A 26660-nucleotide genomic window follows, 5' to 3' on the forward strand; every position below is an offset into this window, starting at 1 on the left:
TTTGTTCAGGAGCAAGGAAATGGCATCGAAAGACAGGATGGCGGTACTGAGTGCGTTGATGGAGCAATCGGTGATCCCGGTGTTCTATCACCCGGATGAAGAAGTGTGCATCAACGTGATCCAGGCGTGCGCCAACGGCGGCGCGAAATGTGTGGAGTTTACGAACCGCGGCGACTTTGCGGCGAGCGTCTTCCTCAACGTCGCCAAGCACTTCGCCAAGGCCGACCCGAGCGTGATCATGGGCGTCGGCTCCGTCTGTGACGCCCCGACGGCCGGTCTGTACATTGCCAACGGCGCCAAATTTGTCGTCGGTCCGCTGCTCAACGCCGACGTTGCCAAAGTTTGCAACCGTCGCGGCATCCCCTACAGCCCCGGCTGCGGCTCCGCCACCGAAATCGGCGACGCCCAGGAACTCGGCTGCGAAATCGTCAAAGTCTTCCCCGGCTCCTCGGTGGGCGGCCCCGACTTCGTCAAGAGCGTCATGGGCCCCATGCCCTGGACCCGCATCATGCCCACCGGCGGCGTCGAACCCACCGAAGACTCCCTGCGCAAATGGTTCGGCGCCGGCATCGTCGCCTGCGGCATCGGCTCCAACCTCATCACCAAGAAGCTGCTCGACGCCAAGGACTACAAAGGCATCGAAGAAAACTTCCGGCAGACCATCGCCCTGGTGAACCGCATCAAAGCCGACCTCGCCGGCAAGTAACCCCGCACAGCACAGAAAGGACACCCCCATGAGCGAACTCATCGTCAAACCGGCCAGCGAAGCCCAATGGGACTGCGCCTCCTTCGGCGAAGTCATGCTCCGCTTCGACCCCGGCTTCGGCCGCGTGCGCAACGCCCGCAGCTTCCAGGTCTGGGAAGGCGGCGGCGAATACAACGTCTCCCGCGCCATGAAGAAATGCTGGGGCAAGCGCGCCATGGTTGCCACCGCCATCCCCAAGAACGACCTCGGCTGGCTGCTCGAAGACCTCATCATGCAAGGCGGCGTCGACATGAGCCACGTCATCTGGCGTGACTTCGACGGCCTCGGCAAAAACACCCGCGTCGGCCTCAACTTCACCGAAAAAGGCTTCGGCATTCGCCCCGCGCTCGGCTGCTCCGACCGCGGTCACAGCGCCGCCTCCCAGATCCGTCCCGGCGAAATCAACTGGGAAAAGATCTTCGGCGAAGAAGGCGTGCGCTGGTTCCACACCGGCGGCATCTTCGCCGCGCTGGCCAGCAACACCGCTGAAGCCGTCATCGAAGCCGTGCAGGTCGCCAAGAAATACGGCACCGTCGTCGCCTATGACCTCAACTACCGCGCCTCCCTGTGGAAGAGCCAGGGCGGCAAGGAAGCCGCGCAACGCGTCAACCGCGAGATCGCCAAGTACGTCGACGTCATGATCGGCAACGAAGAAGACTTCACCGCCTGCCTCGGCTTCGAAGTCGAAGGGGCGGATGAGCACCTCACCACCATCGAAACCGACTCCTTCGCCAAGATGATCCAGAAGGCCGTCAGCGAATTCCCCAACTTCAAGGTGGCCGCGACCACGCTGCGCAAGGCCAGCACGGCCACCTTCAACGACTGGTCGGCGATCCTCTGGTACGACGGCAAGATCTACGAATCGATGAAGCGCGACAACCTCGAGATCTACGACCGTGTGGGTGGCGGGGACGGGTTTGCCTCGGGCGTGGCCTACGGCTTCCTCGAAGGCAAGGGTCCGCAGGCGGCGGTGGAATACGGTGCGGCGCACGGCGCGCTGGCGATGACCACCCCGGGCGACACCTCGATGGTGCGCGTCGAGGAAGTCGAAGCCGCCATGAAGGGCAAGGGCGCTCGCGTCATCCGGTAGGTTTTTCCCCGTAGCGACAATCAACGCTGCAAACAAACTTTCGGCCCCATCACGGGGCCGTTTTTTTGCCGGCAAGGTTCATGGTTGCGCGAATCACCGTATAATTTCGGCCGGTCCCGCGGGCGAATTACGACAACGAAAGCCGGCGTTTCCCCTAATCCCTGAATCGGTTTTTGTCTTTCATGCGCATTCTGCTCAGCAACGACGATGGCTATTTCGCTCCGGGCATCGAGCATCTCGCACGTGCCTTGTCGGCCATTGCCGATATCACGGTGGTCGCACCCGAACGCGACCGCAGCGGGGCAAGCAATTCCCTGACACTCGATCGGCCCTTGTCGCTCAGACGGTCGGCCAACGGCTTCTACTATGTAAACGGTACTCCGACCGACTGCGTGCATCTGGCTGTGACCGGCATGCTCGACGAACTGCCGGACATGGTGGTTTCCGGCATCAACAACGGCGCCAACATGGGCGACGATACGATTTATTCGGGAACGGTCGCCGCGGCGACCGAAGGTTTCCTGCTCGGTGTCCCGTCGGTTGCCGTGTCGCTTTGCAGCAAGGCCGGCGCGCACTATGAGACCGCCGCGCGCGTGGCTCTCGAAGTCGTACGGATGGTTCGGGATCGCCAGCAAGGGGAACCGCTCTTGCTCAACGTCAATATTCCCGACGTGCCCTACGAGGCGCTGCGCGGAAGCACAGTGACCCGTCTTGGCCGCCGGCACAAGGCAGAGTCGGTGGTGCGAGCGGTTACCCCGCGCAACGAAACCGTTTATTGGGTCGGCGCCGCCGGGGAAGCGCAAGACGCTGGCGAAGGAACCGACTTTCACGCCGTGGCCAACTGTCAGGTGTCCATTACTCCGCTCCAGATCGACCTGACGCATACCGGCCAGATGGGTATGGTCCGCAGTTGGCTGTCACAATGATGCGGAGCACAGCCGGCGTCGGCATGACCTCGCAACGCACGCGGACGCGCATGATCGAGCGTTTGCGCGAGCGGGGTATACGCAACGAGCGGGTTCTGGCAGCAATTGGTGCAGTGCCACGGCATTTGTTCGTAGAGGAAGCGCTGGCATCGCGGGCGTATGAAGATACTGCGCTGCCACTCGGATTTTCGCAGACCATCTCGCAGCCGTATGTGGTTGCACGCATGATCGAAGTGCTTCTCGAAGGGCGAGCCGGACTGGGCAAGACGCTGGAAATCGGAGCGGGTTGCGGTTATCAGGCGGCGGTTCTCGCGCAACTGACCAGCGAAGTCTACGCAGTCGAACGCATCGAGCCATTGCTCGCGCGGGCGAAGCTGAATTTGCGGGCAATAAAGCAGTTTCGCGTGCGTCTCAAGTATGCCGATGGACAATTGGGAATTCCCGAGGCGGCGCCGTTCGATACCATCATCGTGGCTGCCGCCGCGCAGGGCGTGCCGCCTGCACTTTTGCAGCAACTGGCGCTTGGTGGCAAAATGCTCCTTCCTTTGGGTTCGGCATCGCAGCAACTGGTGCTGATCGAAAGGCGCGCCGAGGGCTATGTCGAATCCCGTCTGGACGATGTTCGTTTCGTCCCATTACTTTCAGGAGTCGAATGAAGAAGAGTTTTTCTTTTGCCACGATCGGGCGTGTCTGCGCTTGGGGCGCCGTGACTGTGCTGGCCGGCGCATTGACCGGTTGTGCAAGCAAGTTCCCCGCACCGGTCGTCGAGCGCGGTGGCGCATCCGTGACGACGGTTGCCGCTCCCTCGACCTACACGGTCAAAGCCGGCGATACGCTCTACAGCATCGCCCGCGATCACGGCATGGATCATCGCGAATTGATCGCGCTGAACAATATCGAAAATCCCAATCAGATCTCCGTTGGGCGCGTCTTGAAGATACGCCCGGCGGCCGCTCCATCGCTAGCGGATGGGGTGACAACCTCTCCGGTGACCTCCGATGTGGTGACGGTTCGCCCGATCGATGGTGGGCTTCCAGCCGACAGCATTGCGGTAGAGGCAGATAGCGCGACACTCAAGCGGGAACCGAAAGTCGGCAAACTGCCGTATTCGGATGAAACACTTGTCCGCCTGCAGGCAGAGGAACAGCAGAAGACTGCTACGGTCGCGCCTTCGGTCGCTGAGGCAGAACCGAAGCCGGCAGAGAAGTCGCCGGAAAAGCCCGCCGAGTCCGCAACGACGGGCGACGAGGTGCCATGGATCTGGCCGGCTAATGGAAAAATCGTTGGAACGTTCAGCGAAAACGGCAGCAAGGGTGTCGATATCGCCGGCAAGGCCGGTGATCCCGTGATTGCCGCCGGTGACGGGAAAGTTGTTTACAGTGGTACGGGTTTGCGCGGATATGGCAAGCTGGTGATCGTCAAGCACAATAACACCTACCTGTCGGCTTACGCGCACAATCAGAATATCCTGGTCAAGGAAGGCCAGGCGGTTAGCAAGGGGCAGAAGATTGCCGAAATGGGCAATAGCGATGCCGATCAGGTCAAGCTGCATTTCGAGGTTCGCCGCCAGGGGAAACCAGTTGATCCACTGAAGCATCTGCCGCCACGATGACCATGACAGGGAATAGCGATCAAGAGTCCGATTTGATGGACAACGAGATGTCGCCGGAGGATGAGGACGAGGAGGAGTTCCTTGCCGATCCGGAAGAGGAAGAGGCGACGCCGGCACCGGAAGTCGAACTGCTGAACGATGTTACCCAGCACTATCTCAACGAAATCGGAGCCAAGCCGCTATTTACTCCGGAAGAGGAGTATTCTTGGGCATGCCGCGCCCGTCAGGGAGATTTTGTCGCGCGGCAAAAGATGATCGAGCACAACCTGCGCCTGGTGGTGAATATTGCCAAGCACTACCTCAACCGCGGCATCCCCTTGCTCGATCTCATCGAAGAGGGAAACCTCGGGCTGATCCACGCCATCGAGAAATTCGATCCCGAGCGCGGATTCCGCTTCTCGACGTACGCCACGTGGTGGATCCGGCAGAGCATCGAACGGGCTATCATGAACCAGTCGCGCACCATTCGCCTGCCGGTGCACGTGGTCAAGGAAATCAACCTGATTCTCCGCGCGTTCCGGCATCTGGAAATGGCCAATGGCAAGGAAACGCGGCTGGAGCAGATCGCCCACCTGATCGATCGGTCTGTGGATGACGTGCGGCGGGCGATTTCGCTCAACGAGCATATCGCTTCGCTCGACGCGCCGCTGGAAATCGACCCGGATCACACCATTGCCGACGCCATCGCCGATGAAAACGCACTGGATCCGGAGGAACTGCTGCAGTCTTCCGAGGTCGGAAGCCTGGTCAATCAATGGGTCGACCAGCTAACCGAAAAGCAGCGGCGCGTTCTGGAGCGGCGCTACGGTCTGGGCGGTGCCGAGATCAGCACGCTGGAAGAAGTGGCTGCCGAGCTCAACCTGACCCGCGAGCGGGTGCGCCAGATCCAGATCGAGGCGCTCGATCAGTTGCGCCGGGTCATCAAGCGCGGTGGCGTAACCCGCGATAACCTGATTTGACGTTGTTGTATTGTCCGGGTTCGGCGTCAGCCGAAGCCGCAGTATGCGTGTGTTTTCTGTCCTGAATCCCCTGAAACAGGCAATTCTGAAAAGGAAAGCGTGAGATGAGCAAGAAAGTCGCGATATTCGATTCCTCCCTGCGAGATGGCGCCCAGGCCGAGGGCATCTCGTTTTCGGTCGAGGACAAACTCAAGCTCCTCGCGCTTCTCGACGATCATGGCGTTGATTACATCGAGGCCGGCAACCCCGGCTCGAACCCGAAGGATCTCGAATTCTTCGCCCGTGCCAAGGCCGTCGCGCTCAAACATGCCAAATTGGCCGCTTTCGGCAGTACTCGGCGGCGTGACATCAAGGTCGAGCAGGACAGCAACGTCCAGTCCCTGCTGCTGGCCGATACGCCGGTCATCGTCATTTTCGGAAAGAGCTGGGATTTTCACGTTACCGACATCATCCGCACCACGCTGGAAGAAAACCTGGCGATGATTCGCGACACCGTGGCCTTCTTCAAGGCCAAGGGCAAGGAAGTGGTCTACGACGCCGAGCATTTCTTCGACGGCTACAAGAACAATCCGGCGTACGCGGTCAAGACCTTGCAGGCGGCCGTCGAAGGCGGCGCGGAGGCACTCGTCCTGTGTGATACCAACGGCGGAACATTTCCGTCGGAAATCGGGGCGATCGTCGCAAAGATGGCGGGCTTGTTCCCGGTGACGCTGGGGATCCACGCGCACAACGACTGCGGAATGGCCGTGGCCAACAGCGTGGCCGCGGTGGAAAACGGTGCACGCCACGTGCAGGGTACCTACATCGGGTTCGGTGAACGTTGTGGCAATGCCAACCTGTCGACGATCATCGCCAACCTGGGCGTCAAGCGCGATTACGAGTGTCTGCCCGCGGATCAGTACAGGAACATCGTGCATGTGGCGCGGCACGTAGCGGCGATTTCCAACATTGCGCTCAACGAACGTGAGCCGTTCGTCGGCAACAGCGCCTTCGCGCACAAAGGTGGAATGCACATCGACGGCGTCAACAAGGCGTCGCACTCGTTCGAGCATATCAATCCGGAACTGGTCGGCGGTCAGCGTCGCTTCCTGATGAGCGAGGTATCCGGGCGGCGGATGATCCTGGACAAGATCTGGGAAGTCGATCAGAACGTAACGAAGGACGACCCGGTGACTGACCGCATCATGAAGCGGTTGAAGGAGCTGGAGCATGCGGGCTACCAGTTCGAAGGGGCCGAAAGTTCGTTCGAACTGGTTGTCCGCAAGCAACTCGGGCGCTACCGCTCATTCTTCGAGCTCGAGCACTTCAAGATCATCGGCGAGCAGCCGACCAAGGGCGAATTCGGTTCCTCGGCGATCATCAAGGTGAAGGTCGATGGCGAGGACGAGATCACCGCCGCCGAGGGCGACGGTCCGGTGCATGCGCTCGACAGCGCGCTGCGCAAGGCGTTGGAGACGTTCTATCCGGAACTGTCCAATGTTTACCTGACCGACTACAAGGTGCGCGTGATCAACGGCAAGGACGCTACCGCGGCAAAAGTGCGCGTCCTCCTGCAATCTACCGACGGCGACGCGATCTGGACGACCGTCGGCGTGTCGACCGACATCATCGAGGCGAGCTGGCTGGCGCTGGTCGATTCGATCGAATACAAGCTGATCAAGCTGGAAGAGGCGAAACTGTCCGGCAGAAAGTAAGGAGAAGGTGTCGTCGAGTTTACCCGTTGCGCCCGTTCAGGGCGCTGCCGCTGCTGTATCCGCTTCGCGAAGCGACTCGGCGAGCAGGAATACCGACATTGCGTAGAAGCTCGACCGGTTGTAGCGGGTGATCACGTAGAAGTTGTCGAAGCCGACCCAGTATTCGGTCTGCTGGGCGGGGGTCTCGAGGTCGATCAGCGCGGCTGGCAATTCGTCCAAGCCTTCCGAGTCGGTCAACGGACCCACTCCCTGGTTTTGAAGTTCGCGTAACGGCTGTACTGGCTTGATGCCGGCAGCGATCAGGCCGGACGGGTCGCCGCTTATCCCAGCCTGGATCGCGACCGGCGCCTTGGCTTGCCAACCATGCTGGTTCAGGAAGCGGGCGACGCTGCCGATGGCATCGGGCACGCTGCCGCGCAGGTCGACGCGATCGTCACCATCAAAATCAACGGCATAGTTCCGCTGGCTGCTCGGCATGAATTGCGGTATGCCGATCGCGCCGGCGTACGATCCGCGGTAATCCTGAGGGCTGATGCCGTTTTCGCGGGCCATCAGCAGGAACTGTTCGAGCTCCTTGCGAAAGAACGGTGCGCGTGGCGGGTAATCGAAGGCCAGCGTCGCCAAGGCTTCAAGCACACTGAATTTTCCTGTGTTGCGCCCGTATTCCGTTTCCACGCCGATGATCGCCACGATGATTTCCTGCGGCACGCCGTAGAGGGCCTCGGCGCGGATAAGTTCCGCCCGGTTTTCGCGCCAGAAGCGCAAGCCGTGCGTCAGCCGCCGTTCATTGAGAAAACGTGCGCGGTAACGGTGCCACGAGCGTTGCAGTTCCGGTACGGCGGCGGGGCGAATCGCCCGCAGGACGGTCGCGTTGGAGCGCACCGAGTCAAACTGTCGGCTCAGGTAGGCGGTGTCAAAGCCGTGCTCCTGATGCATTTGCTGGATGAATTCCTGAACCGCTGGCGATTCGCTGAAAGCCGGCGGCCTGGCAGGCCTTGCGGCGGAAGTCTGGGTTGCGGTGGCGATAGTTGCGATGCCGAAAAGCAGGGCGGCAAGGATGGTTCTCAATGCGGTCTTCTCCTTCGCGAAGCGAGTTGCTTCGTGCAGTTTTTCAACGCCTGCAGATTCTCAGGGCAGTTGATTTCGCCATATCGCAGGCTGACATAACAGCGTGCGGCCTCGCTCGTGACATCCGAGAGTTCGGGGTGGTCACGGGAAACACGTTCCGCCAGGGCGAATGGTCCTTCCCACGGTGAGCGGTAGATGCCGTGCCGCTCCAGTGCGCGGCAAAAGTCGATCCACACCAGTTGTTCTCGAGGGGGCTTCGTTCGCCGGTAAAGCACTCCGATTGCCACAAATGCCAGGATCAGCGCGCTGCAGGCGGCGAGCGCCATGCTCATCGTGCGCCAGTCCGGTGATTTCATGCCGAGCCGTGAGAGTACTTCATACTGGCGCTGTGGATTGTACCCGATGACCCACTGGTTCCAGGCGTTGTTCACCGCTTCCCAGCGGTGGCGCAGTTGCTGCAGGCGGCGCAGCCAGTCGCCGTCGACGCGGACCAGGGCCGGTAGCGGGTCACTGGCCGGAAGCGCCGCACCGATGCCGCGTTCGATTCGCGACGGAGCCACCGCCGCGGTCGGATCGACGCGAGTCCAGCCTTTGCCTTCCAGCCAGATTTCCGCCCAGGCATGGGCATCAGACTGACGTATCGTCAGGTAGCCGTCGATCGGATTGATTTCCCCGCCCTGATAGCCGGTGACGACGCGCGCGGGTATCCCCGCGGCGCGCATCAGGACGACATAGGCCGCCGCATAGTGTTCGCAGAATCCCCGCCGTGAATCGAACAGGAATTCATCGATGGCGTGGTCGCCGAGAAGTGGCGGTTGCAGGGTGTAGAAGAACTTCTCGTCGCGGAAGAAGCGCAGCGCAGCGTCTGAAATCCGTTCTGGGGCGCCATATGTTTCCTGCCATTCTCGGGCGAGCTGGCGGGTGCGCGGATTGAGATTCGGGGGCAGGCGCAGCGCTTGTTCGCGCATGCGCGTCGTTTCGTCGCGATTCGCCGCGTGGTCGAGTGCCGAGCGGAAGGTGTAGCGTGTCCGGTAGCGGACCGGTTCCCGCGCCAGCGTCTCGAAGGTTGGCCACAGCCCCGTGCCTTCGGGAAAGCTGATCGGCAGGTCGAGCGCCAGCAGCCAGCGCTGGTTGTGCGGTTCTAGCGTCAGGGTGTAGTCGGCGAAGTTCGGTCGAAGTATTTCGACAGCGGCGGGTTTGTTTGCCGAACGCAAGGCGTTGCGTGGATTGGCGCGCCAGGTCTGTCCGTCGTACAGGTCGAGTACCGGGCCGCGCCAGTAGAGCTGTGATCGTGCGGGAAGCAGGGAGGTGAATTGGGCGCGGAAGGCGATTTCGCCCGACTGGATCAGCTGGTTCAGCGACCCGGGCGACATGCGGTCGGAAAGGCCGGTCAGTCCGGCGTGGGCATCCCGCGGCAGCCCCCAGAGCGGCCCTTGTACCCGCGGGAAGAGCAGAAAAAGGACGAACATCAGCGGCAGGGCCTGGGTGACCAGCGTGGCGGCGTCTGCAAGGATGCGACGGGGCGACGGCCCGCCGCCGTGCATCCGGATCAGCGTCGCCGCGAGCAGAATCGTCGTGGCGAACAGCCAGAGTCCGGTCGGGATGCCCTGCGAGTGGAAATAGTGCGTCAGCAGCAGGAAGAATCCGAGCATGACGATCACCAGCCCGTCGCGCCGGGCGTGCAATTCGAGCGGTTTGAGTGCCATGAAGAAGACCAGCAGGGCGACGCCGGCATCGCGCCCGAAGAGCGTGCGATAGTGCCAGGCAATCAAGGCCGTTCCGGCGATGGCGATGACAGCGAGCAGCCAGCGCCCGGGCAAGCGCGCGTTGCGCTGCCAGAGCCAGGCGCGGCCGAGCAGCAGTGTGCCGAAAATCAACGTCAGCCAGAGCGGCAGGTGTTCGGCATGCGGCAGGCTGGTGGCGAGCGCGACGGCGAGCAGCCACGGAATTACACCATGCTCGAGCGGAGCCGGCGCGGCCTTTTGTCGGCGGTGGTTTCTCCCGAGGATCATCCGGATGCGCTCAATCACCCTGTTCACCATGGAGCGCCAGCGCTTCCAGGCAGATGTTGCGGTGTGCAGTGCCCGACTCGGGTGGGATGCTCCTGCCGGGTAGCCGCAGTGCGTAGCGGCGGTGTTCGCGCTCGGCGCGGACGATCCAGCCAGCGAGCAGTGACAGCCGCATCTCCATGTCCGCCGCCTCCGGCGTGAGCGACCAGTCGAGCCACAATTCCTCGACGGCACCGCCGTCGAACTGCTTGACGAGCAAAGGGCGATGGTCGATGTCGCGGGCCACGGCCTTCCACGCAATATGTCGAGGTGAGTCGTTCGGCTGATGCTGGCGCAGTCCCGAGAAGTCTTCCTGTCCCGTGATTCCGGTCGTGCCGCCGCTTTGGCTGGCCGGCGAGGCTGGCGGAAGCGGTGTTTCGATCGGCCTTGGATAGACGAGACAGGACAACGGCGGGTGTGGATAGCTCCACACCCGGAACAGGCCGAGCGGGTAGCGTGACGCCAGGGTGATGCGCCCCGGATCGATCCGGCCGCGGCGCCTCGTGGCGAAGGGGATGGCGACCACGGTCTGCTCTTCCGGAGGAACGTCGCACAGAACCCCGTCATCGCGTCCGAGCGAGAACTCCAGGGCGTAGCGAGGTTGAGGGCGCGCGTTGTCGATGTGCAGCGGGAAGTGGGCCGTCTCGCCCGAAAACACCGGTTCGGCGCGTCCAGGGTGCAGCCTGAGGCCGAGCAGGTTGCGGAAGGCATGCACCATGCCGACGAGGCCGATGCCGGCGAGCAGGAAAACCAGTGCATGGCCGAGGCTGAGGTTGTAGTTGATGGCCCCGGTCAGCATCACGACCAGTACGACCGCGTACAAAATGCCGGCCCCGGTGGGCAGGATGAAAATCCGGCGCTGGGTGAGCACGACCGGCAGTTGTTCATCGCGCCCGAGGCGGAAGAGCCAGCGAGCGAAGCGCTCCCGGAATGGCATCAGACGACCGGCACCGTTCTGACGAGGTTGGCGATGTCCTCCTGCCGCGCGTGGCCGGCGCTGTCGGCGAGTTGCAGGCGATGGCAGGCGACGCTGGGCAAGACGGCCTGAATGTCCTCGGGAACGACCATCTTTCGGCCAGCGAGAAAGGCCCAGGCGCGGGCAACGGCGAGCAAGGCCAAAGCCGCACGCGGGCTGAGTCCGTGGATGAAGCGCGGGCTGTTGCGCGTCGCCTCGACCAGCGCCTGAACGTAGTCGAGCAGTGCCGGCGAAGCGTGTGTCGCTGCGGCTGCGGCTTGCAACGGTCCGAGTTGGTCGGGTGTCAGTGCGGCCGTGAGATCTGGCTGGGTGTCGCGTCGTCCGCCGCCTTCAAGCAGGGCGCGTTCGGCGGCCCGGTCGGGGTAGCCGAGTTCGAGCCGCAGCAGGAAACGGTCGAGTTGCGATTCGGGCAGGGGAAACGTGCCGATCTGGCTCGACGGGTTCTGCGTGGCGATCACGAAGAACGGCTCCGGCAGCGCCCGTGTCGCGCCTTCCACCGTCACCTGGCGTTCTTCCATGGCTTCGAGCAGGGCGCTCTGGGTCTTCGGTGTTGCCCGGTTGATTTCGTCGGCCAGCAGGATCTGCGAAAAAATCGGTCCGGGCAGGAAACGGAAGTCGCTGCGTTCCCGGTCGAAGATCGACAGCCCGATGACGTCGGCAGGCAGCATGTCGCTGGTGAATTGAATGCGCGAGAACTGCAAACCCAGCAGGTGCGCCAGCGTGTGCGCGAGCGTGGTCTTGCCGACTCCGGGCAGGTCCTCGATCAGTAGATGGCCGCGTGCCAGCAGGCAGGCCAGCGCCAGGCGCACCTGGAAATCCTTGCCGAGAATCACGCGATTGGCCGCGGCGATGACCTTGGCGAGTTGGGTGGAGTGGGGTGCTTGGGGCGGGGGCGTCATGGCTTTACTGTAGGTGTGGTTCTGTCCTGATTTTAGCCTGTCATGTCTGGGATAATCCGGGCTTTCGATTTCTTCGGGGCGGGTATGGGGGGTATTCTGGGAAACATTCGTTTGGCCGGCGTGATCGGCACCGGGATCATGGGGAGCGGGATTGCCCAGGCGTTCGCCGTAGCCGGGTTCCCGGTGGTTCTGACATCCCGTTCCGATGAAGGGTTGCAGCGTGCAATGGTTGCGATCTCGGGCAGCATGGATCGGTTGATCAAGAAGGAAAAAATGACGGAGGTCCAGAAGGCCGAGGCGCTATCCCGCATTTCAACAGCGCATGATCTTTCCGCCCTTGCCGGGTGCGACATCGTGATCGAGGCAATCAGCGAGGATGAGTCGCTCAAGCTCGAACTTCTCCGACAACTCGACTTGCTTGTCGGAGAGGAGACGATTCTCGCCAGCAATACCTCCTCGTTGTCAATCACCCGCTTGGCTGCAGCGACGCAGCGCCCGCGGCGGGTGATCGGGCTGCACTTCTTCAATCCGGTGCCGATGATGGAGCTCGTCGAAGTTGTTCGTGGGGTGCAGACGGTTGATTCGGTCGCGGACGCCGCGGAGGCGATCGTGCTGCAGTTGGGCAAGGTGCCGGTGAGGGCCGCGAATCGCCCGGGGTTCGTGGTTAACCGCTTGCTTTGCCCGATGATCAATGAGGCGATTTTTGCCCTTGGCGAGGGCTTGGCGAGCGCCGCCGAGATCGACGAAGCGATGAAGCTCGGCGCCAACCACCCCATCGGCCCGCTGGCCTTGTGCGACCTGATCGGACTGGACGTTCAGCTGGCGATCATGAAGCGGCTCTTCGAACGCTTCGGTGAGGCGAAGTATCGGCCGGCGCCATTGCTGGTTGAACTGGTCGAGGCAGGCTATCTCGGCCGCAAGTCGGGGCGAGGATTCTTCACCTACGAATGATTTACCTGTCGGCGAAACAGGCATTGACGCGTTTTTCGTTTTTCGCTCCGCGTTCCTTCGGTTAGAATTATCCGACTTTTTTTCAAGGTGCCTACTCATGAAGCCGATTACTGGATCCATTGTCGCGATTGTCACCCCCTTGCACGAGGACGGGAGCCTTGACCTGCCGTGCCTGCGCAAACTCGTCGATTTCCACGTCCAGGAAGGCACCGACGCCATCGTCGTTGTCGGTACGACCGGCGAATCGCCGACCGTCGATGTCGAGGAGCACCAGGAACTGATTCGCGTGGTCATCGACCAGGCCGCCGGACGGATTCCGGTGATCGCCGGAACCGGTGCCAACTCGACGGCGGAAGCCATCGAGATGACCGAATTCGCCAAAAAGGCGGGCGCCGACGCGGCGCTGTCCGTCGTTCCCTATTACAACAAGCCGACCCAGGAAGGGCTGTATCGCCATTTCAAGGCGATTGCCGAGGCGGTCGATATCCCGGTCATCCTCTACAACGTGCCGGGACGCACTGTCGCCGATCTGGGTAACGAAACGACACTGAGGCTGGCACAGATCCCGAACATCATCGGGATCAAGGATGCCACTGGCAACATGGAGCGTGCTGCCGAACTGATCAATCGCGCGCCGCAAGGCTTTTCCGTTTATAGCGGCGATGACGGAACGGCCTGCGCCCTGATGCTGCTCGGTGGCCAAGGCAATATCTCGGTGGTTGCCAACGTGGCGCCGCGGCTGGTTCACGACATGTGCGCTGCGGCGCTGGCCGGTGACCTGGCGAAGGCGCGGGAACTCAATTACCGCATGAGCGGGCTGAGCCGCCAGTTGTTCTGCGAAGCCAACCCGATCCCGGTCAAGTGGGCGTGTCAGCAACTTGGAATGATGGAAGGCGGGATTCGTTTGCCGCTGACACCACTTTCGGCCGAGTGCCACGAACGTGTCCGCAATGCCATGCGGCAGGCCGGGGTGCTGGCCTGATTTTCGGTTTTTCAGGGGTTTCGATGAGAGTTGTTGATTCGTGGCCGACGCGGTGTGCGTCGGCGGTGGTGGTTGTCGGGCTGCTCGCTGGATGTAACGGCATTGGCCTTGAATCAAAGAAGATCGACTACAAGTCCGCGTCGGCAGCCAAAGTGCCGACCCTTGAGGTTCCGCCCGACTTGACGTCGCCTACGCGTGACGATCGGTTCGTGGTGCCTGACACGGGCGGCAGAGGGTCGGCAACGTTCTCGGCGTATTCCGGCGAACGCACGCAGGCTGCAGCCGACAAGCAGAGCGACATCCTGCCGAAAGTCGACAAGGTGCGTGTCGAGCGTGCGGGGAACCAGCGCTGGCTGGTGGTCAACGAGAGCCCGGACAAGCTGTGGGGAACGATCAAGGACTTTTGGCAGGAGTTGGGCTTCCTGATCAATCTCGAATTGCCCGAAGCGGGGGTGATGGAGACCGACTGGGCGGAGGATCGTGCCAAGATCGGCGACAGTTTCATACGCAACATGCTCGGGAAGGTTCTGGACTCGCTTTACTCGACCGCTGAACGGGACAAATTCCGGACACGCCTCGAGCCGGGAAGCCAACCGGGAACCACCGAAATTTATATCAGCCATCGTGGCATGTACGAAATCTACGTGACGGAAGCCAAGGATCAGACACGCTGGCAGCCGCGCGAGGCCGATCCGGAGCTGGAGGCGGAAATGCTGCGTCGCCTGATGGTCCGTTTCGGCAGCGACGACCGTCGATCGCAGATCGAGATGGCCGAAGCGAAGAGCCGCCCTGCGGATCGCGCCAAGCTGGCCAAGGCGGCCAACGGCACGGGAACTCTTGAAGTGCAGGAGTCGTTCGATCGCGCCTGGCGGCGTGTTGGTCTGGCACTGGACCGGGTCGGCTTCACGGTGGAGGATCGCGACCGCTCGAAGGGGCTTTACTTCGTTCGTTATGTCGACCCCGAGAGCGACGGACAGAACAAGGATCCGGGCATGTTGTCGAAACTGGCCTTCTGGAAGGCAGCGCCGCCGGATCCACAAACCCGTTATCGTGTTTTCCTGAAGGGCGAGGGGACGCTGACGACCGTTCAAGTGCTTTCAGCCGAGGGCGGTGCAGATCAGTCGGATACTGCGAAGAAGATACTGGGATTGCTGTTCGACCAGTTGAAGTGATGCTGAAGTGATGCGTTTTGCCTCGCTGGGGAGCGGCAGCCGCGGGAATGCCCTGGTTGTCGACTCCGGCGAAACAAAGCTGCTCATCGATTGCGGGTTCTCCCTCCGCATGACGCTCAGCCGGCTTGACCGGCTGGGAATTTCCGGCGAAGAAATCACTGCCATCCTGGTCACCCACGAACATGGCGACCACATTGCCGGAGTGGGGCGCTTTGCTCGCCGTTTCAAGTTGCCCGTCTATCTGACGCACGGAACCCGCGAGTTCCTGCTTGAGGGGGACGTATCCGCCCCCGATTATCGTCTTGTCGAAAGCCGCGCCGGATTTTGCGTCGGGGATTTCTCGATAACGCCCTATACCGTGCCGCATGATGCGCGCGAACCCGTGCAGTATGTCGTTTCCCATGGACGATTGCGGCTGGGGGTTCTGACCGATTGTGGGGTCGTGACTCCCCATGTCGTCGAGGTTCTCGACGGGGTGGATGGATTGGTCCTCGAATGCAATCACGATGCGGGAATGCTCGCCGGGTCGGCCTATCCAACGAGGCTCAAACGACGGATTGCCGGCGACTTCGGTCATCTTGGCAATACGCAGTCCGCATCGTTGCTGGCGCAGATCGATTGCCGCCGATTGCAGCATGTCGTTGCGGCCCATCTCAGCGAAGAGAACAATGACCCGGAATTAGCTGTTGCCGCACTGCTCCAATCTGTTGGGAGTGGCGCATCAATCGGGGTGGCTTCGCAAGACGAAGGCTCCGAATGGCGTTGTCTGGATTAGACGCTGGCGGCTGAAAAAAAGCCGGCATCAAGCCGGCTTTTGCGTGTTGCGAAACGCTCTTTACTTCTGGGGGGCGTCTGCAGCAGGGGCTGCGTCAGCGGCAGGGGCCGCCGGGGCGGCAGCGTCGGCAGCCGGCGCTGCAGGCGTTGCTTCAGGAGCAGGAGCGGCTGCAGGCGCAGCAGCGGGGGCAGGGGCGGGAGCCTCTTCCTGTTTGCCACAGGCGGTCAGGGTCAGTGCGACGAGAGTGGCAACGAGGAGCGAGTTTTTCATTTTGCTAATTCCTATCAAAAAATGACAACGACAAAGACAACGTGTTGCCATTGCTAAAACGCTTTAACTCAAGAGCGGTTGACAGGAATTATCGGAATTACGAAAAAAACGTTCTGTCCTCCTGGTGAGGAAAAATCTTCACAGTCCGAGCGTCGTGGCGCTGATGGCGGTTCCACCCTCGTGCTGAATCTCGTGGAAGCGCAAAAGGTAACTACGGCATTCGGCGGCGTTGTCGACAATCGCCTTTGAGCGAACCTGGTCCTCATGGAAGCGGATCAGCGCATGGCAATCGTCGGCGATCAGCATGGCGTCTTTGGGGGTTCCGGGAAGCGGTAGGCTTTCCGTGACGGTCATGCTTGCGGAGTAGTCACCGAGCAGCTTGAACAGGCGCGGGCTGTTGCGCCGGAACGGTTCGCCGTCACGCAGGATGATTTGCAGCGTGTTGTGTCGGTCGGCGGCGAGGAAGCGGCGCAGAATATCCGCATTTTCCGCGCGTTCCAGACCGAGGCGGGAGAGATCCTCGTCGAAAATCCGCAGAGCCCGTCTGGCGAGCAGAAGGATTTTCTCCAGGGAGTGGTCGTGCTCGGCCCAACTGGTGATCAGTTCCGGTTGCATTGCGGACCTCCTTTGCGTTGGCAAGGATAGCGCAACCGGAACAGGGTGGGCCGATCAGCCTTCGCGGCGCTGTGGGGCTGGGCGCCGTGCCGTGCCGGATTCCCGGGAGTGCTTCGCCGGGGCAGCGGCGCGGTGCGCGGGTGCCGGTTTCGACGGGTGTCCGTTCCGGCGTTCCGCGTGCGTCCAGCGGTCAGAGCCGGCTTTTGCCTTTCCTGCGCTACCGCCCGGGCGGCCATTCTTGCTGCCTGCACGGCCCGGCTTGGCGGCAGCAGGACGGTGCATCGGCTCGTGCCCGGGCACGATCTCCACGGGGATGGACTGCTTGGTGAAGCGCTCGATGCGGCGAACGTTGAAGCTCTCGCCGTGGTTGACCAGCGAGACAGCGATGCCATTGCGCCCGGCACGACCGGTACGGCCGATGCGGTGCACGTAGTCTTCGGCGAACTTGGGCAGATCGTAGTTGAAGACGTGCGTGATGCTCGGCACGTCGATCCCGCGTGCGGCAACGTCGGTGGCGACGAGGATGCGCACATGGCCGCGGCGCATGGCGTTCAGCGTCCGGTTGCGTGCGCCCTGGTGCATGTCGCCGTGCAGTGGCGCGGCGCTGAAGCCGGCGAGATTCAGTCGGTCGGCCAGCGTGTCGGCCTCGCGCTTGGTTGCGGTGAAGACGACGGCCTGGTCGATGGAAACGTCGCGCAGCAGGTGGTCGAGCAGGCGATTCTTGTGCGAAAGGTCATCCACGAAATGCAGGCGTTGTTCGATGTTTTCGTGCTTCGCGTGCGAGGCGGCGACGGCGATCTGGGTCGCGTCGCGGGTGATCTCGCGTGCGACGCGCCCGATGGTACCGTCGAGCGTCGCCGAGAACAGCAGTGTCTGCCGCGAAGTGGGCGTGGCGGCGACGACCTTTTCGATATCCTCGATGAAGCCCATGTCGAGCATCCGGTCGGCTTCGTCAAGAACGAGCATTTGCAGTTCGGAAAAATCGATTTTCCCCGACTCCATGTGGTCGATCAGGCGTCCGGGCGTGGCTACCAAAATTTCCGGGTTGCGTGCGAGGAGGTCCATCTGCTTCGGATAGGGCATGCCACCGAGGATCGCCACAGCCTTCAGATGCCGGATGAACTTGCCGTATTTTTCGGTGGCGGCGGTGACTTGCAGCGCCAGTTCGCGGGTCGGGGCGAGGACCAGCATGCGTGGCTTGGCGGGCTGGAACTGCACGCGCGGCCGATCCTTGCCGCGGCCGTTTGCCGGCTTGCCGTCGCGGGAGCGCGGGCGATGCAGTGGCACGAACGGGCGGCGTTCCTGCAGGGCCAGTTGGTGCAAGGCGGGCAGCATGAAGGCGGCTGTTTTGCCCGATCCGGTTTGCGACGAAACCAGCAGGTCGTGGCCGGCGAGGACGGCGGGGATGGCTTGCGCCTGGACCGGGGTCGGCGTGGCGTAGCCCGCGTCGGTCAAGGCGTTGAGTACGGCTTCATGAAGTCCGAGTTCTGCAAAGGTCATTCGAGTCTTTCGTAAGGGTCGGCGCCGCGTTGCCCGGAAAGGAACACGGTCGCACAGGGAAATGCAACGCCAACCATCGAACGAGAGATGAATGATTCTGCCTGCGCAGAGGAATTCGGATGTCTCGGCACAAAGCTTTGTGCCAGGGCGGTGCGACAGGGAGCGGCACCAGTAGGCAGGAGGGCTTTAGGAATGCAACAAGGTTCGCGAAGCGCGTATCCGTCGTTGCGCGGACGGTTGGTCCGGTCGACGAAAGGCGCGGATTCTACTCGCCTATTTCGTTGGCGTCGAGAAAAATTTTCGCAATTCGGGCGAAAAGATCTCTGTGACCAGTACGGTCTGTTTGCCGAAGGTAAAGCGCGATCGTCTGGCCCACAGGAGGGGGGGGGGCGCGTCGGCAAGTTGCAGCGCGTTCAGCGCGGGGCGGAAGAGTGGATGTCGCCTGTCGATCCGGCGCGCTGCCAGCGGGCCGCGCTGAAAACCGGGATGCGAGAAGAGCAGCGCGCCGAGTGATCGATTGCCCAGACGGTCCATCCAGCCGGTCAGCGGACCGCGGGGGCGGCGCGGGAGGATGGTGTGGGCGAATACGACCGGTCGATTGTTGCAGAACAGGGTGACTTCGCGGGACCGTACCAGCGCTTTGGGTTTCAAACCGAGAACGCGGGCCTCGTCGCGCGTTGGCCGGCTCAATCCTTGCGAGAGGCGTGCGAGCGAGAAGGTGCCGAGTGCGCTCAGGCGTTCCGTGAGTGAATCACGGTCAGTGAGCCAGGGGCGGATCAAGGCGTTGTCTCCGGTGCGCAGGATGCGCCTGCACCATCCGGAACGGTCTGTTTTTTGCATGTTGACGTTCGCGGTGGAAGATTTACCGTGGGGCGGGGGATCGCTTCAGGCCGCCGATGCGAATTCCTGCCTTGATGCCCTTTGCCGCAAACCAGCCTTTATTCATTTCCAGCGCGAAGCGTGCGGGCGCGGCTGCGCAATGGTTGCTTTCGGTCTGTGGTTGCATGGTCTCGATGTTCAGGATTTTTCCCTGGTCGTCGAGGAAAGCCACCGATAGCGGGATGAGCGTGTTGCGCATCCACATGCAATGCCGTTCCGAGTTGGGAAAGACGAACAGCATTCCCTGGTTGGCTGCCATGCTCTTGCGCATCATCAGCCCTTGCATCCGGCTGGGCTGGTCGGCGGCGACTTCGGCCTCGATCCGGTGAAATCCCGCGGTGAGTTCCATGCGCGGCAGGCGTGACAATTCGGCGAGGGCGGGGGGCGTCAGGAAAATGAGTGCGTTGGCCAGAATCAGTAGGCGCATGGGGACTCCGTCGTTGGCGGTCGTTGGGCGGGTGGCGGTTCGCAGCCGCTATTGTTTTGTGCGGTTCTTCGGCTTTTTGCCGGTATTTGCCGGCTTGTGGGGCTTCTTCGTTGCGCTCGGCGCGGCTTTTTTCTTGCTGACTTCCTTTTTCTTTGGGACCGCCGATGGCTTCGGTCGAGGGACATCGGGAACGATGACGACAGGCGCATCCTTATGTTCGGCCGCCTTGGGGACGCCGTAGGCGGGCAGCTGCCAAAGCGCGATGACGGTTGCGGCCAGCGTGGCGAGGCGCGTTGTTGTACTCATGATTGCGTGCTGAGTTTGCGTTGCGGACGTGCCATTCTATTCCAAAGCGTGCGGCGTGCTTCCGGGGGTGAAGCACGCTGCCTATTCCTCTTCGACGAACACCTCTTCGCGCTTTTTGCTGATTGCCGGCAGCATGATCGCCATCATCAGGAGGAAGGCGAGGCCGATCATGGCCGCAGCGATCGGCCGGGAAATGAATATTCCCCAGTCGCCCCTGGCCATGAGCAGCGACCGGCGCAGGTTCTCTTCCATCATCGGACCGAGGATGAAGCCGAGGATCAGTGGCGCCGGTTCGAAACCGAGCTTGTGGAACAGGAAGCCGATGACCGCGAAGGCGGCGGCACAATACACATCGAAGGTGTTGTTCGACAGCGTGTACACGCCGACCGCGCAGAAGGCCATGATGGCCGGAAAAAGGAAGCGGTACGGGACGGTCAGCAGCTTGACCCAGATGCCGATCAGCGGCAGGTTGAGGATGACCAGCATCAGGTTGCCGATCCACATCGAGGTGATCAGCCCCCAGAACAACGAGGGGTTGCTGGTCATCACCTGCGGGCCGGGCTGGATGCCCATCAGCGTCATTGCGCCGATCATCAGTGCCATGACGGCACTGGTCGGGATGCCGAGCGTGAGCATCGGGATGAACGCCGTCTGCGCCCCGGCGTTGTTGGCGGCTTCCGGCGCGGCGACACCCTGAATGGCCCCTTTGCCGAATTCTTCGGGACGCCTGGCCAGCTTTTTTTCAATCGTGTACGAGGAGAACGAGGCCAGGATCGGGCCGGCGCCGGGCAGCACGCCGAGCACGCACCCCAGCAAAGTGCCGCGGAGCGCCGCGGGGGCCGAGTCCTTGATGTCGCGCGCCGTCGGCATCAGGCCAGAAACCCGCTTGATCATGACCTCCCGATGCTGGGCAGGCTTTCCAAGGTTGGAGATGATTTCGCCGAAGCTGAACAGCCCCATCGCAATCACGACGAAACTGATGCCGTCGGTCAGCTCCGGGATGTCAAAGCTGAAGCGCGGCACAGCGGTGATCGCGTCGGTGTTGATCTGCCCGAGCAGGAGGCCGAGTATCACCATCGCCAGCGCCTTGGGCAGCGACCCCGAGGCGAGAACGACGGCGCCGATCAGGCCGAGGAACATCAGGGCGCAGTACTCCGGCGCGCCGAATTCGAACGCCAGTTCGGTCAGCGGCGGGGCGAAGGCGGCGACGACCAGCGTGCCAATGGTGCCAGCGAAGAACGAACTGAGGGCGGCGGTGGCCAGGGCGGCGCCGGCGCGTCCGCGTCGGGCCATCTGGTAGCCGTCGAGAGCGGTGACGACCGAGGAGGCTTCTCCTGGAACGTTGATCAGGATGGCCGTTGTCGAGCCGCCGTATTGCGCACCGTAGAAAACCCCGGCGAGCATGATCAGCGCCGAGGTTGGCTCCAGCGAGTACATCGAGGGCAGCAACATGGCGATCGTGGCGATCGGACCGAGTCCGGGCAACACGCCGATCAGCGTACCGAGCATGGCGCCGAGGAAGGCGTACCCCAGGTTGATCAGCGATAGCGACGTCTGGAAGCCGAGGGCAAGATTGTTGAGCAGGTCCATTTTTCTTCGAGTGGTTCAGGCTGGCCAGAGGGGAATGTTCAGTTGCAGGCCGTAAACGAACAGCCCGCAAGACAACGCTGTCAGGAGAACGGCGTTGAGCAGGGCGTCCCGCCAGGCGAACTCGCGGCTGCCGGCCGAGGTAATGACGATCATTGACGGGAAACTGATGAGAAATCCTAGGCGGGGCAAGGCGAAGCCGAAAAAGACGAGGGCGGCAACGATGCAGATCAGCGGTCGCCAGGGGATGTTGCCGATCGGGTCGCCATCGCCGCATTCCCTGTTCAGCGACGTATAGAGGATGAAGAGTCCGAGAACGGCGAGGAGAAGGCCGAGACCGAAGGGAAAGTAACCCGGTCCCGGGCGCGAGGCAGAACCGAAGTCGTAGTTGGTGGCGCCGATGGCGAATGCGGCGCCGACGATGACGAGCACGATGCCGGAGACGAAATCGCGCTGGCTTTCTATTTTCATGTTTGGATTTCCTCGGACAAAACAGGCGCCGAAAAGGCTGGCGAGGGTGCCGAGGCACCGATGGTCCGATTTCGCAAAAGCCGTGATTTTACGCCGCGAAGGGGTAAGGCGTGCTGCTTGCCGCCAGCTTTTTCGCGTGACGGCACGTCGATATGTTCGAAGCTCAGAACGTTTTCTGGATTTGAATCCGGTATTGACGGAGCTTTCGATAGAGCGTCGGTCTCGACATGCCGAGATCCGACGCCGTTTTCTTGATGTTGTAACGGTTGGATTCGAGTGTGGCGAGGATCAGCGCGTCCTCCGTTGCTTGTTTTTTTACGGGCGTATCGGAAATCGGGAATCCAAGGTTTTCGTACTCGCGATCGTCGAGCAGCCGTAAAACGCTGTCCGCATCGACTTCCGGGCTTCGGGCGGTCACGGTCAGGCGCTCGATGAAATGCATCAGTTCCCTGACGTTTCCGGGCCAGGGGTGGCGCGACAGTACCGCGAGGGCGTCGGCAGTCAGGTCGATGCGTCGCTTGTATTGGTGGCCGTAACGCTTGACGAACTCACGCGTCAGGAACTCGACGTCACCACTGCGCTGGTGCAGTTGTGGCAGGTTGAGTACCAGCACTTTCAGTCGGTAGTAAAGATCCTGCCTGAACTGGCCGGCCTCGATGAGTTGAGGGAGGTTGCGGTTGCATGCGGCAATGACGCGGACGTCGACCGGAATGTTCTTTTCCCCGCCGAGACGCATGATCTGCTTCTCCTGGAGTGCGCGCAGCAACCGGCTTTGTCCGTATTTGTCCATCTCGGAGATTTCGTCGAGAAACAGCGTTCCGCGATGCGCCATTTCAAAAAGACCGGCTTTCCCCTTTTTTGTCGCGCCGGTAAAGGCCCCCTCGACGTAGCCGAACAACTCGCTTTCGAGAAGATTGGGGGGCAGGGCGGCACAGTTGATGGCGACGAACGGACCGTTCCTGCGGTCGCTCAGGTTGTGCATGCCCTGGGCAAAAAGCTCCTTGCCGGTGCCGGATTCGCCGATGATCAGCGTGGTGGCGTCGGTACGTGCGATTTCCCGGGCGATCCGCTTCGCTTCCATGATTTGCGGGGAGCGTCCCTGGATGTCGTCCAGGGTGTACTTCGCGTACAACTTTCTTGAGAGTACTTCGTTGCGGATCGTTGCCTCGGCTTCCTGAATGCGGCTGATTTCCTGGAAAGTGATGAAGGCGCCGATCGGCGTCTGGTTCACGATGATCGGTCCGAGATTCAGGCTGAGCCAGAGGTTGTCATGCTGCATCACATGCCCTCGGATTTCGTGACCTTCCTCGATGCAGCGGTCGATCTCCGGGATGTCCAGCAACGCGCTTATCGGTTGCCCATACGTCTCACGGGCGGAGCAATTCAGCAGGTGCTGTGCCGCCGGATTGATGATCTGAACGAGTTTTTCGCGATCGACGCTGATGATGCCTTCGAGCGAGAAGTCGATCAGCGCCTTGAATTTTCCTGATTCCTCCTTCTCGATCAGCCGCCCCTGCGCGATCTTTTGTGCTTCCAGAATCGCGTTCTTTATTGACAGCTCTCCCGACTGCAAAAGCGCTGTGCGCAGACCGCGCTTTTTGGCCAACGCGACCGTTTTCGTGCCGCCAAGGATGATGTCGTAACCCAGATCGGCAACCGCATCGATCATCACGGGGATGTCTTCGTTGGTTTGCAAGCGATAGATCGTCAGATCCACGTTGGTGATGCGCGCAATGATTTCGACATCGGCCACCATGTTGTCGAACGCGATGAATGCCGCCCTCGGTTGCTCGAGCCCGGTTATTTCCCGCGCGTCAAGAAAAATGCGCGCCAGATCTTGCCCGGTGATGACGACTTCGACGACCGGAATGTTGATGCCGGCGGCAAGGATCAGCAACGCAAGCCCGCCGCGCGCAATGATGACGTCGACGCCTTCTTGCTGCAGCCGCTGTGTGACGCGAGGGGCTTCGGAAAGGTGTGTCAGGCAAAGATCAATTTCCCTTTGTAATCCGAGTTCCTTGCAGACACTGCCCGACTGCTCGAAAAAATCCGGGTCCGAGGTGAGCAAAGTGATTTTCGGCATTTTTTGTCCGTGGAAGAAATGATGGGCGTCGTTACCAGTGTAACAAATAAGAGTTACACATGGACTGCGTCAGTGAATGAAAAAGTAGTTAAAACATCACGTTACAAGGTGGCACAGGTTCTGCTAGAAGCGTGTTGAGGTGCGCCCTGCGTGCCGTCCGATCAATTCAGCATATCTAGCAAAAAGGGAGTGCAGTGATGCGCGTACTACAGAGGGACGACATCGAGCAGGACAAGCTGCCGGGACGAATCATCCAGCGTGCCGTCGGGAAAAACTCATCTTCCGACAGCAAGAAAATGACGGTTTCCTTTGCGCACTATTCGGCGGAGAGCGGACCGATGGAGCCGCACCAGCATGCCGAGGAAACGGTTTACGTGATCGAGGCCAAGGATGGCTGGGTCAGGAAAGGTCCGTCGAAGGATTGCCTCAACGAAAAGGTGATGTTGCGAAAGGATGTCGTGCTGCATTTCGACGAACTCGAGTGGCACGTCTTCGAATATGGAACAGGGGGCTTCATCGACGCGCTCTGCATATACGGGCAGGTCGACAACATCCGCCCCGAAGAAATACTCAACGCGACGAACGACTGAAAAAGGAGAAACTGCATGGCCAAGAAATACATCGGCGTGATCCCGCCGATCATCACCCCGGTCGACGAGCATGAAAACGTCGATGAGAAAGGCTTCCGCAAGCTGATCAGCCACTGCATCGAGAATGGCATTCACGGCATCTTTGTCGCGGGGTCCAACGGCGAGTGTCTTGCGTTGACCCAGGCTGAGCGCGATCGTGCGATCAAGATCGCGATCGATGAAACCGCCGGCCGTGTGCCGGTCATGGCGGGCGTGATGGACAGCAGTACCCGTCGCGTGATCGAAAACACCAAGCGACTCGAGCAAATGGGCGATGCCGCCGCGGTGATTACTCCGGTGTTTTACGCGCGCCACGCGACGCAGGACGAGACGGTTCGCCACTTCGAGGATATCTCCCGTCAGACGGCTGCCGACCTGCTCATCTACAACATTCCGCCGTTTACCGGGCAGACGCTGAAAGCGGAAACCATTTTCAAGATCGCCCGAATCGACAAGGTCGTCGGCTACAAGGATACGTCCGGTTCCTTCCCCGATTTCCAGAAGTGTCTGTCTCATTTCAAGGGCACCGACTTCGTGCTGCATCAGGGCGCCACCAATCTGGCCGCCGCCAGCATGCTGCTCGGTGCCGATGGCTATATCCCCTCGATGGCCCCGTTGTTCCCGGAGCCGCATGTCCGGATGTACGAGTATGGCCGCAAGGGCGACATCGCCAACACGATGGCTTGCAACGACCTCATTTCCGAGATCTCGGCCATCTGGCCGATGACGAAGAGCCAGACCGCCTCGACCAAGTACGCGATCAGCCGGCTCGGTTTCTGCGACAAGCGCGTCATCCGCCCGACCGAGCCGATCCAGCCCGACGAGGAAAAGCGCATCGACGCGAAGATCGAGGAAATCTGGAAGCTGATCAAGGAATTCCGGGAGGTGAAAGCGTGAGCGTCGTGCTGCTGTCCCATCGTTTGTACGAGGACGGAATGGCGGTTCTGGAGCAGGGCGCCCGAACCGTCGTGGCCGATTCGTCCGACCTGAGGAACAACCTCGATCTGGCCAAGGAAGCCGACGGCATCGTGCTGCGCGTCGGCCGCATCGGGCGCGAACTCATGGCAGCCTGCCCGAACCTGCGCGTCATCTCGCGCCCGGGCGTGGGCGTCGATACCGTCGATGTCGCGGCGGCGACCGAACTCGGCATTCCGGTGGTCGTCGCGCCGGGAACGAACCTGCGCTCCGTTGCCGAGCACGCCGTGGCGTTGATCTACGCGATTACCAAGAACGTCTACGAAAGCCACGAAAAAACCGCCAAGGGCGAGTTTGGCATCCGCAACAAGTACGCTGCCATCGAACTGCTGGGCAAGCGCGTCGGCATCGCCGGTTTCGGGCATATCGGCAAGGAGACGGCGCGGATCTGCAGGAACAACGAGATGGAGGTTTCCGTGTACGACCCGTTTGTCCGCGCCGAAGTCGTGGAGAACCTTGGATTCAAGCATGAGCCCGAATTGAACGGTCTGTTGAAAACGTGCGACATCTTCTCGCTGCATATGCCAGCGACCAAAGAGACTGCAAACATGTTCGGGGCGCCACAGTTTTCGGCCATGAAGCCCGGGGCGTTTCTCATTAACTGCGCTCGTGGCGAGATCGTGGACGAGGCGGCGCTGTTCGAGGCGCTGAGTTCGGGGCGTCTGGCGGGGGCGGCCGTGGATGTGATGGCCGACGAGCCGATGAAGAAGGAGAATCAGCTCTTCTCGTTACCCAACTTCATCGCCACGCCGCATATGGCCGCTCTGACCAAAGAATCGGCCTCGAGGACGTCAAAACTGACGGCTGAAGGAACGTTGGCTGTGCTGCGCGGCGAACGCTGGCCGCATGTGGCGAATCCCGAGGTGTTTCAGCATTCCCGCTGGAAATAGTTCGCCTCCGGTGGAGTCGTCCTGAGTGAAGGGGCGGCTCCGGTTCGAGCAAGACAGCCGATTCCCGTCAAGTAAAACAGGGCCGACTTATAATCCAGCGATAGGCTATACTTCCGGCTTGTAATCACGAA

The 26660-nt window shown here is 61.4% G+C and carries 27 protein-coding genes; 14 read left to right on the forward strand and 13 right to left on the reverse strand.

Translation table 11 applies throughout. The features are described 5' to 3' along the window. The 7 genes from BO74_RS14205 to cimA all read left to right on the forward strand — a co-directional run. Positions 1-706: bifunctional 4-hydroxy-2-oxoglutarate aldolase/2-dehydro-3-deoxy-phosphogluconate aldolase (locus BO74_RS14205; RefSeq protein WP_496443036.1), on the forward strand; the 706-nt coding region annotated here is incomplete at its 5' end. A 28-nt stretch (positions 707-734) separates the two neighbouring features. Continuing rightward, positions 735-1835, forward strand: coding sequence for a PfkB family carbohydrate kinase (locus BO74_RS14210; protein WP_496443037.1), 1101 nt, complete (start codon positions 735-737; stop codon positions 1833-1835). A 182-nt stretch (positions 1836-2017) separates the two neighbouring features. Beyond that, on the forward strand, positions 2018-2761 hold the full coding sequence (surE, locus tag BO74_RS14215) for a 5'/3'-nucleotidase SurE (RefSeq protein WP_496443038.1): 744 nt from the start codon (positions 2018-2020) through the stop codon (positions 2759-2761). Beyond that, on the forward strand, positions 2758-3417 hold the full coding sequence (locus tag BO74_RS14220) for a protein-L-isoaspartate(D-aspartate) O-methyltransferase (protein ID WP_496443039.1): 660 nt from the start codon (positions 2758-2760) through the stop codon (positions 3415-3417). The genes surE and BO74_RS14220 overlap by 4 nt, the downstream gene beginning before the upstream one ends. A 50-nt stretch (positions 3418-3467) precedes the next feature. Further along, complete coding sequence (locus tag BO74_RS14225; protein ID WP_496443040.1) at positions 3468-4373, forward strand: peptidoglycan DD-metalloendopeptidase family protein; 906 nt, start codon at positions 3468-3470, stop codon at positions 4371-4373. A 2-nt stretch (positions 4374-4375) separates the two neighbouring features. After that, positions 4376-5332: an RNA polymerase sigma factor RpoS gene (gene rpoS, locus BO74_RS14230; RefSeq protein ID WP_496443041.1), complete on the forward strand. Its 957-nt coding sequence runs from the start codon at positions 4376-4378 to the stop codon at positions 5330-5332. Between the two features lie 104 nt (positions 5333-5436). Further along, positions 5437-7026 carry a citramalate synthase gene (gene cimA, locus BO74_RS14235; protein ID WP_496443042.1) on the forward strand — a complete coding sequence of 530 codons (1590 nt, stop codon included), beginning with the start codon at positions 5437-5439 and terminating at the stop codon, positions 7024-7026. A 36-nt stretch (positions 7027-7062) separates the two neighbouring features. Here cimA and mltB read toward each other — a convergent pair whose 3' ends face one another. From mltB to BO74_RS14255, 4 genes are read right to left on the reverse strand one after another with little or no spacing between them, the layout of a single operon-like run. Next, positions 7063-8094: a lytic murein transglycosylase B gene (gene mltB, locus BO74_RS14240; protein WP_496443043.1), complete on the reverse strand. Its 1032-nt coding sequence runs from the start codon at positions 8092-8094 to the stop codon at positions 7063-7065. Further along, on the reverse strand, positions 8091-10124 hold the full coding sequence (locus BO74_RS14245; protein ID WP_496443044.1) for a transglutaminase TgpA family protein: 2034 nt from the start codon (positions 10122-10124) through the stop codon (positions 8091-8093). Before BO74_RS14245 ends, mltB begins: the two co-directional genes overlap by 4 nt. After that, positions 10117-11079, reverse strand: a complete 963-nt coding sequence (locus BO74_RS14250; RefSeq protein WP_496443045.1) for a DUF58 domain-containing protein — start codon at positions 11077-11079, stop codon at positions 10117-10119. Before BO74_RS14250 ends, BO74_RS14245 begins: the two co-directional genes overlap by 8 nt. Next, positions 11079-12017: an AAA family ATPase gene (locus BO74_RS14255; protein WP_496443046.1), complete on the reverse strand. Its 939-nt coding sequence runs from the start codon at positions 12015-12017 to the stop codon at positions 11079-11081. The genes BO74_RS14250 and BO74_RS14255 overlap by 1 nt, the downstream gene beginning before the upstream one ends. Positions 12018-12101: 84 nt before the next feature. On the opposite strand from BO74_RS14255, the gene BO74_RS14260 reads away from it, so the two are divergent. The 4 genes from BO74_RS14260 (at position 12102) to BO74_RS14275 (ending at position 15897) form a co-directional block, all read left to right on the forward strand. After that, a complete protein-coding gene (locus BO74_RS14260) occupies positions 12102-12968 on the forward strand; it encodes a 3-hydroxybutyryl-CoA dehydrogenase (RefSeq protein ID WP_496443076.1) in 867 nt (288 codons plus the stop codon). Between the two features lie 97 nt (positions 12969-13065). Further along, the gene (gene dapA, locus BO74_RS14265; protein ID WP_496443047.1) at positions 13066-13950 is read left to right on the forward strand and encodes a 4-hydroxy-tetrahydrodipicolinate synthase; all 885 of its coding nucleotides are present in this window, start codon (positions 13066-13068) and stop codon (positions 13948-13950) included. A 23-nt stretch (positions 13951-13973) separates the two neighbouring features. Then, positions 13974-15122 (forward strand): NlpB/DapX family lipoprotein, encoded by a 1149-nt coding sequence (bamC, locus tag BO74_RS14270; protein ID WP_496443048.1) that lies wholly within the window; start codon positions 13974-13976, stop codon positions 15120-15122. 10 nt (positions 15123-15132) lie between these two features. Continuing rightward, complete coding sequence (locus BO74_RS14275; RefSeq protein WP_496443077.1) at positions 15133-15897, forward strand: MBL fold metallo-hydrolase; 765 nt, start codon at positions 15133-15135, stop codon at positions 15895-15897. Between the two features lie 60 nt (positions 15898-15957). Here BO74_RS14275 and BO74_RS14280 read toward each other — a convergent pair whose 3' ends face one another. The 9 genes from BO74_RS14280 to BO74_RS14320 all read right to left on the reverse strand — a co-directional run bounded on the left by BO74_RS14280 (position 15958) and on the right by BO74_RS14320 (position 24035). Next, the gene (locus BO74_RS14280) at positions 15958-16167 is read right to left on the reverse strand and encodes a hypothetical protein (protein WP_496443049.1); all 210 of its coding nucleotides are present in this window, start codon (positions 16165-16167) and stop codon (positions 15958-15960) included. 138 nt (positions 16168-16305) lie between these two features. Beyond that, positions 16306-16782 carry a DUF7931 domain-containing protein gene (locus BO74_RS14285; protein WP_496443050.1) on the reverse strand — a complete coding sequence of 159 codons (477 nt, stop codon included), beginning with the start codon at positions 16780-16782 and terminating at the stop codon, positions 16306-16308. A gap of 54 nt (positions 16783-16836) precedes the next feature. After that, the gene (locus BO74_RS14290; protein ID WP_496443051.1) at positions 16837-18282 is read right to left on the reverse strand and encodes a DEAD/DEAH box helicase; all 1446 of its coding nucleotides are present in this window, start codon (positions 18280-18282) and stop codon (positions 16837-16839) included. 273 nt (positions 18283-18555) lie between these two features. Then, complete coding sequence (locus tag BO74_RS14295; RefSeq protein ID WP_496443052.1) at positions 18556-19122, reverse strand: chorismate--pyruvate lyase family protein; 567 nt, start codon at positions 19120-19122, stop codon at positions 18556-18558. 22 nt (positions 19123-19144) lie between these two features. Beyond that, positions 19145-19588 (reverse strand): DUF192 domain-containing protein, encoded by a 444-nt coding sequence (locus tag BO74_RS14300; protein WP_496443053.1) that lies wholly within the window; start codon positions 19586-19588, stop codon positions 19145-19147. 48 nt (positions 19589-19636) lie between these two features. Next, positions 19637-19894, reverse strand: coding sequence for a hypothetical protein (locus tag BO74_RS14305; protein WP_496443054.1), 258 nt, complete (start codon positions 19892-19894; stop codon positions 19637-19639). An 81-nt stretch (positions 19895-19975) separates the two neighbouring features. Next, positions 19976-21484, reverse strand: a complete 1509-nt coding sequence (locus tag BO74_RS14310) for a tripartite tricarboxylate transporter permease (RefSeq protein WP_496443055.1) — start codon at positions 21482-21484, stop codon at positions 19976-19978. Positions 21485-21499: 15 nt separating this feature from the next. Beyond that, positions 21500-21952, reverse strand: coding sequence for a tripartite tricarboxylate transporter TctB family protein (locus tag BO74_RS14315; protein ID WP_496443056.1), 453 nt, complete (start codon positions 21950-21952; stop codon positions 21500-21502). A 163-nt stretch (positions 21953-22115) separates the two neighbouring features. Next, complete coding sequence (locus BO74_RS14320) at positions 22116-24035, reverse strand: sigma 54-interacting transcriptional regulator (RefSeq protein ID WP_496443057.1); 1920 nt, start codon at positions 24033-24035, stop codon at positions 22116-22118. Positions 24036-24232: 197 nt separating this feature from the next. Between BO74_RS14320 and BO74_RS14325 the strand changes: the two genes are divergently transcribed. From BO74_RS14325 to BO74_RS14335, 3 genes are read left to right on the forward strand one after another with little or no spacing between them, the layout of a single operon-like run. Beyond that, entirely contained in the window at positions 24233-24625 is a 393-nt protein-coding gene (locus BO74_RS14325; protein WP_496443058.1) for a hypothetical protein, read from the forward strand. Between the two features lie 15 nt (positions 24626-24640). Further along, a complete protein-coding gene (locus tag BO74_RS14330; RefSeq protein WP_496443059.1) occupies positions 24641-25561 on the forward strand; it encodes a dihydrodipicolinate synthase family protein in 921 nt (306 codons plus the stop codon). Further along, positions 25558-26529, forward strand: coding sequence for a hydroxyacid dehydrogenase (locus tag BO74_RS14335; protein ID WP_496443060.1), 972 nt, complete (start codon positions 25558-25560; stop codon positions 26527-26529). The genes BO74_RS14330 and BO74_RS14335 overlap by 4 nt, the downstream gene beginning before the upstream one ends. The last annotated feature ends 131 nt before the right edge of the window (positions 26530-26660 follow it).

The organism is Propionivibrio pelophilus DSM 12018, from assembly GCF_059569095.1.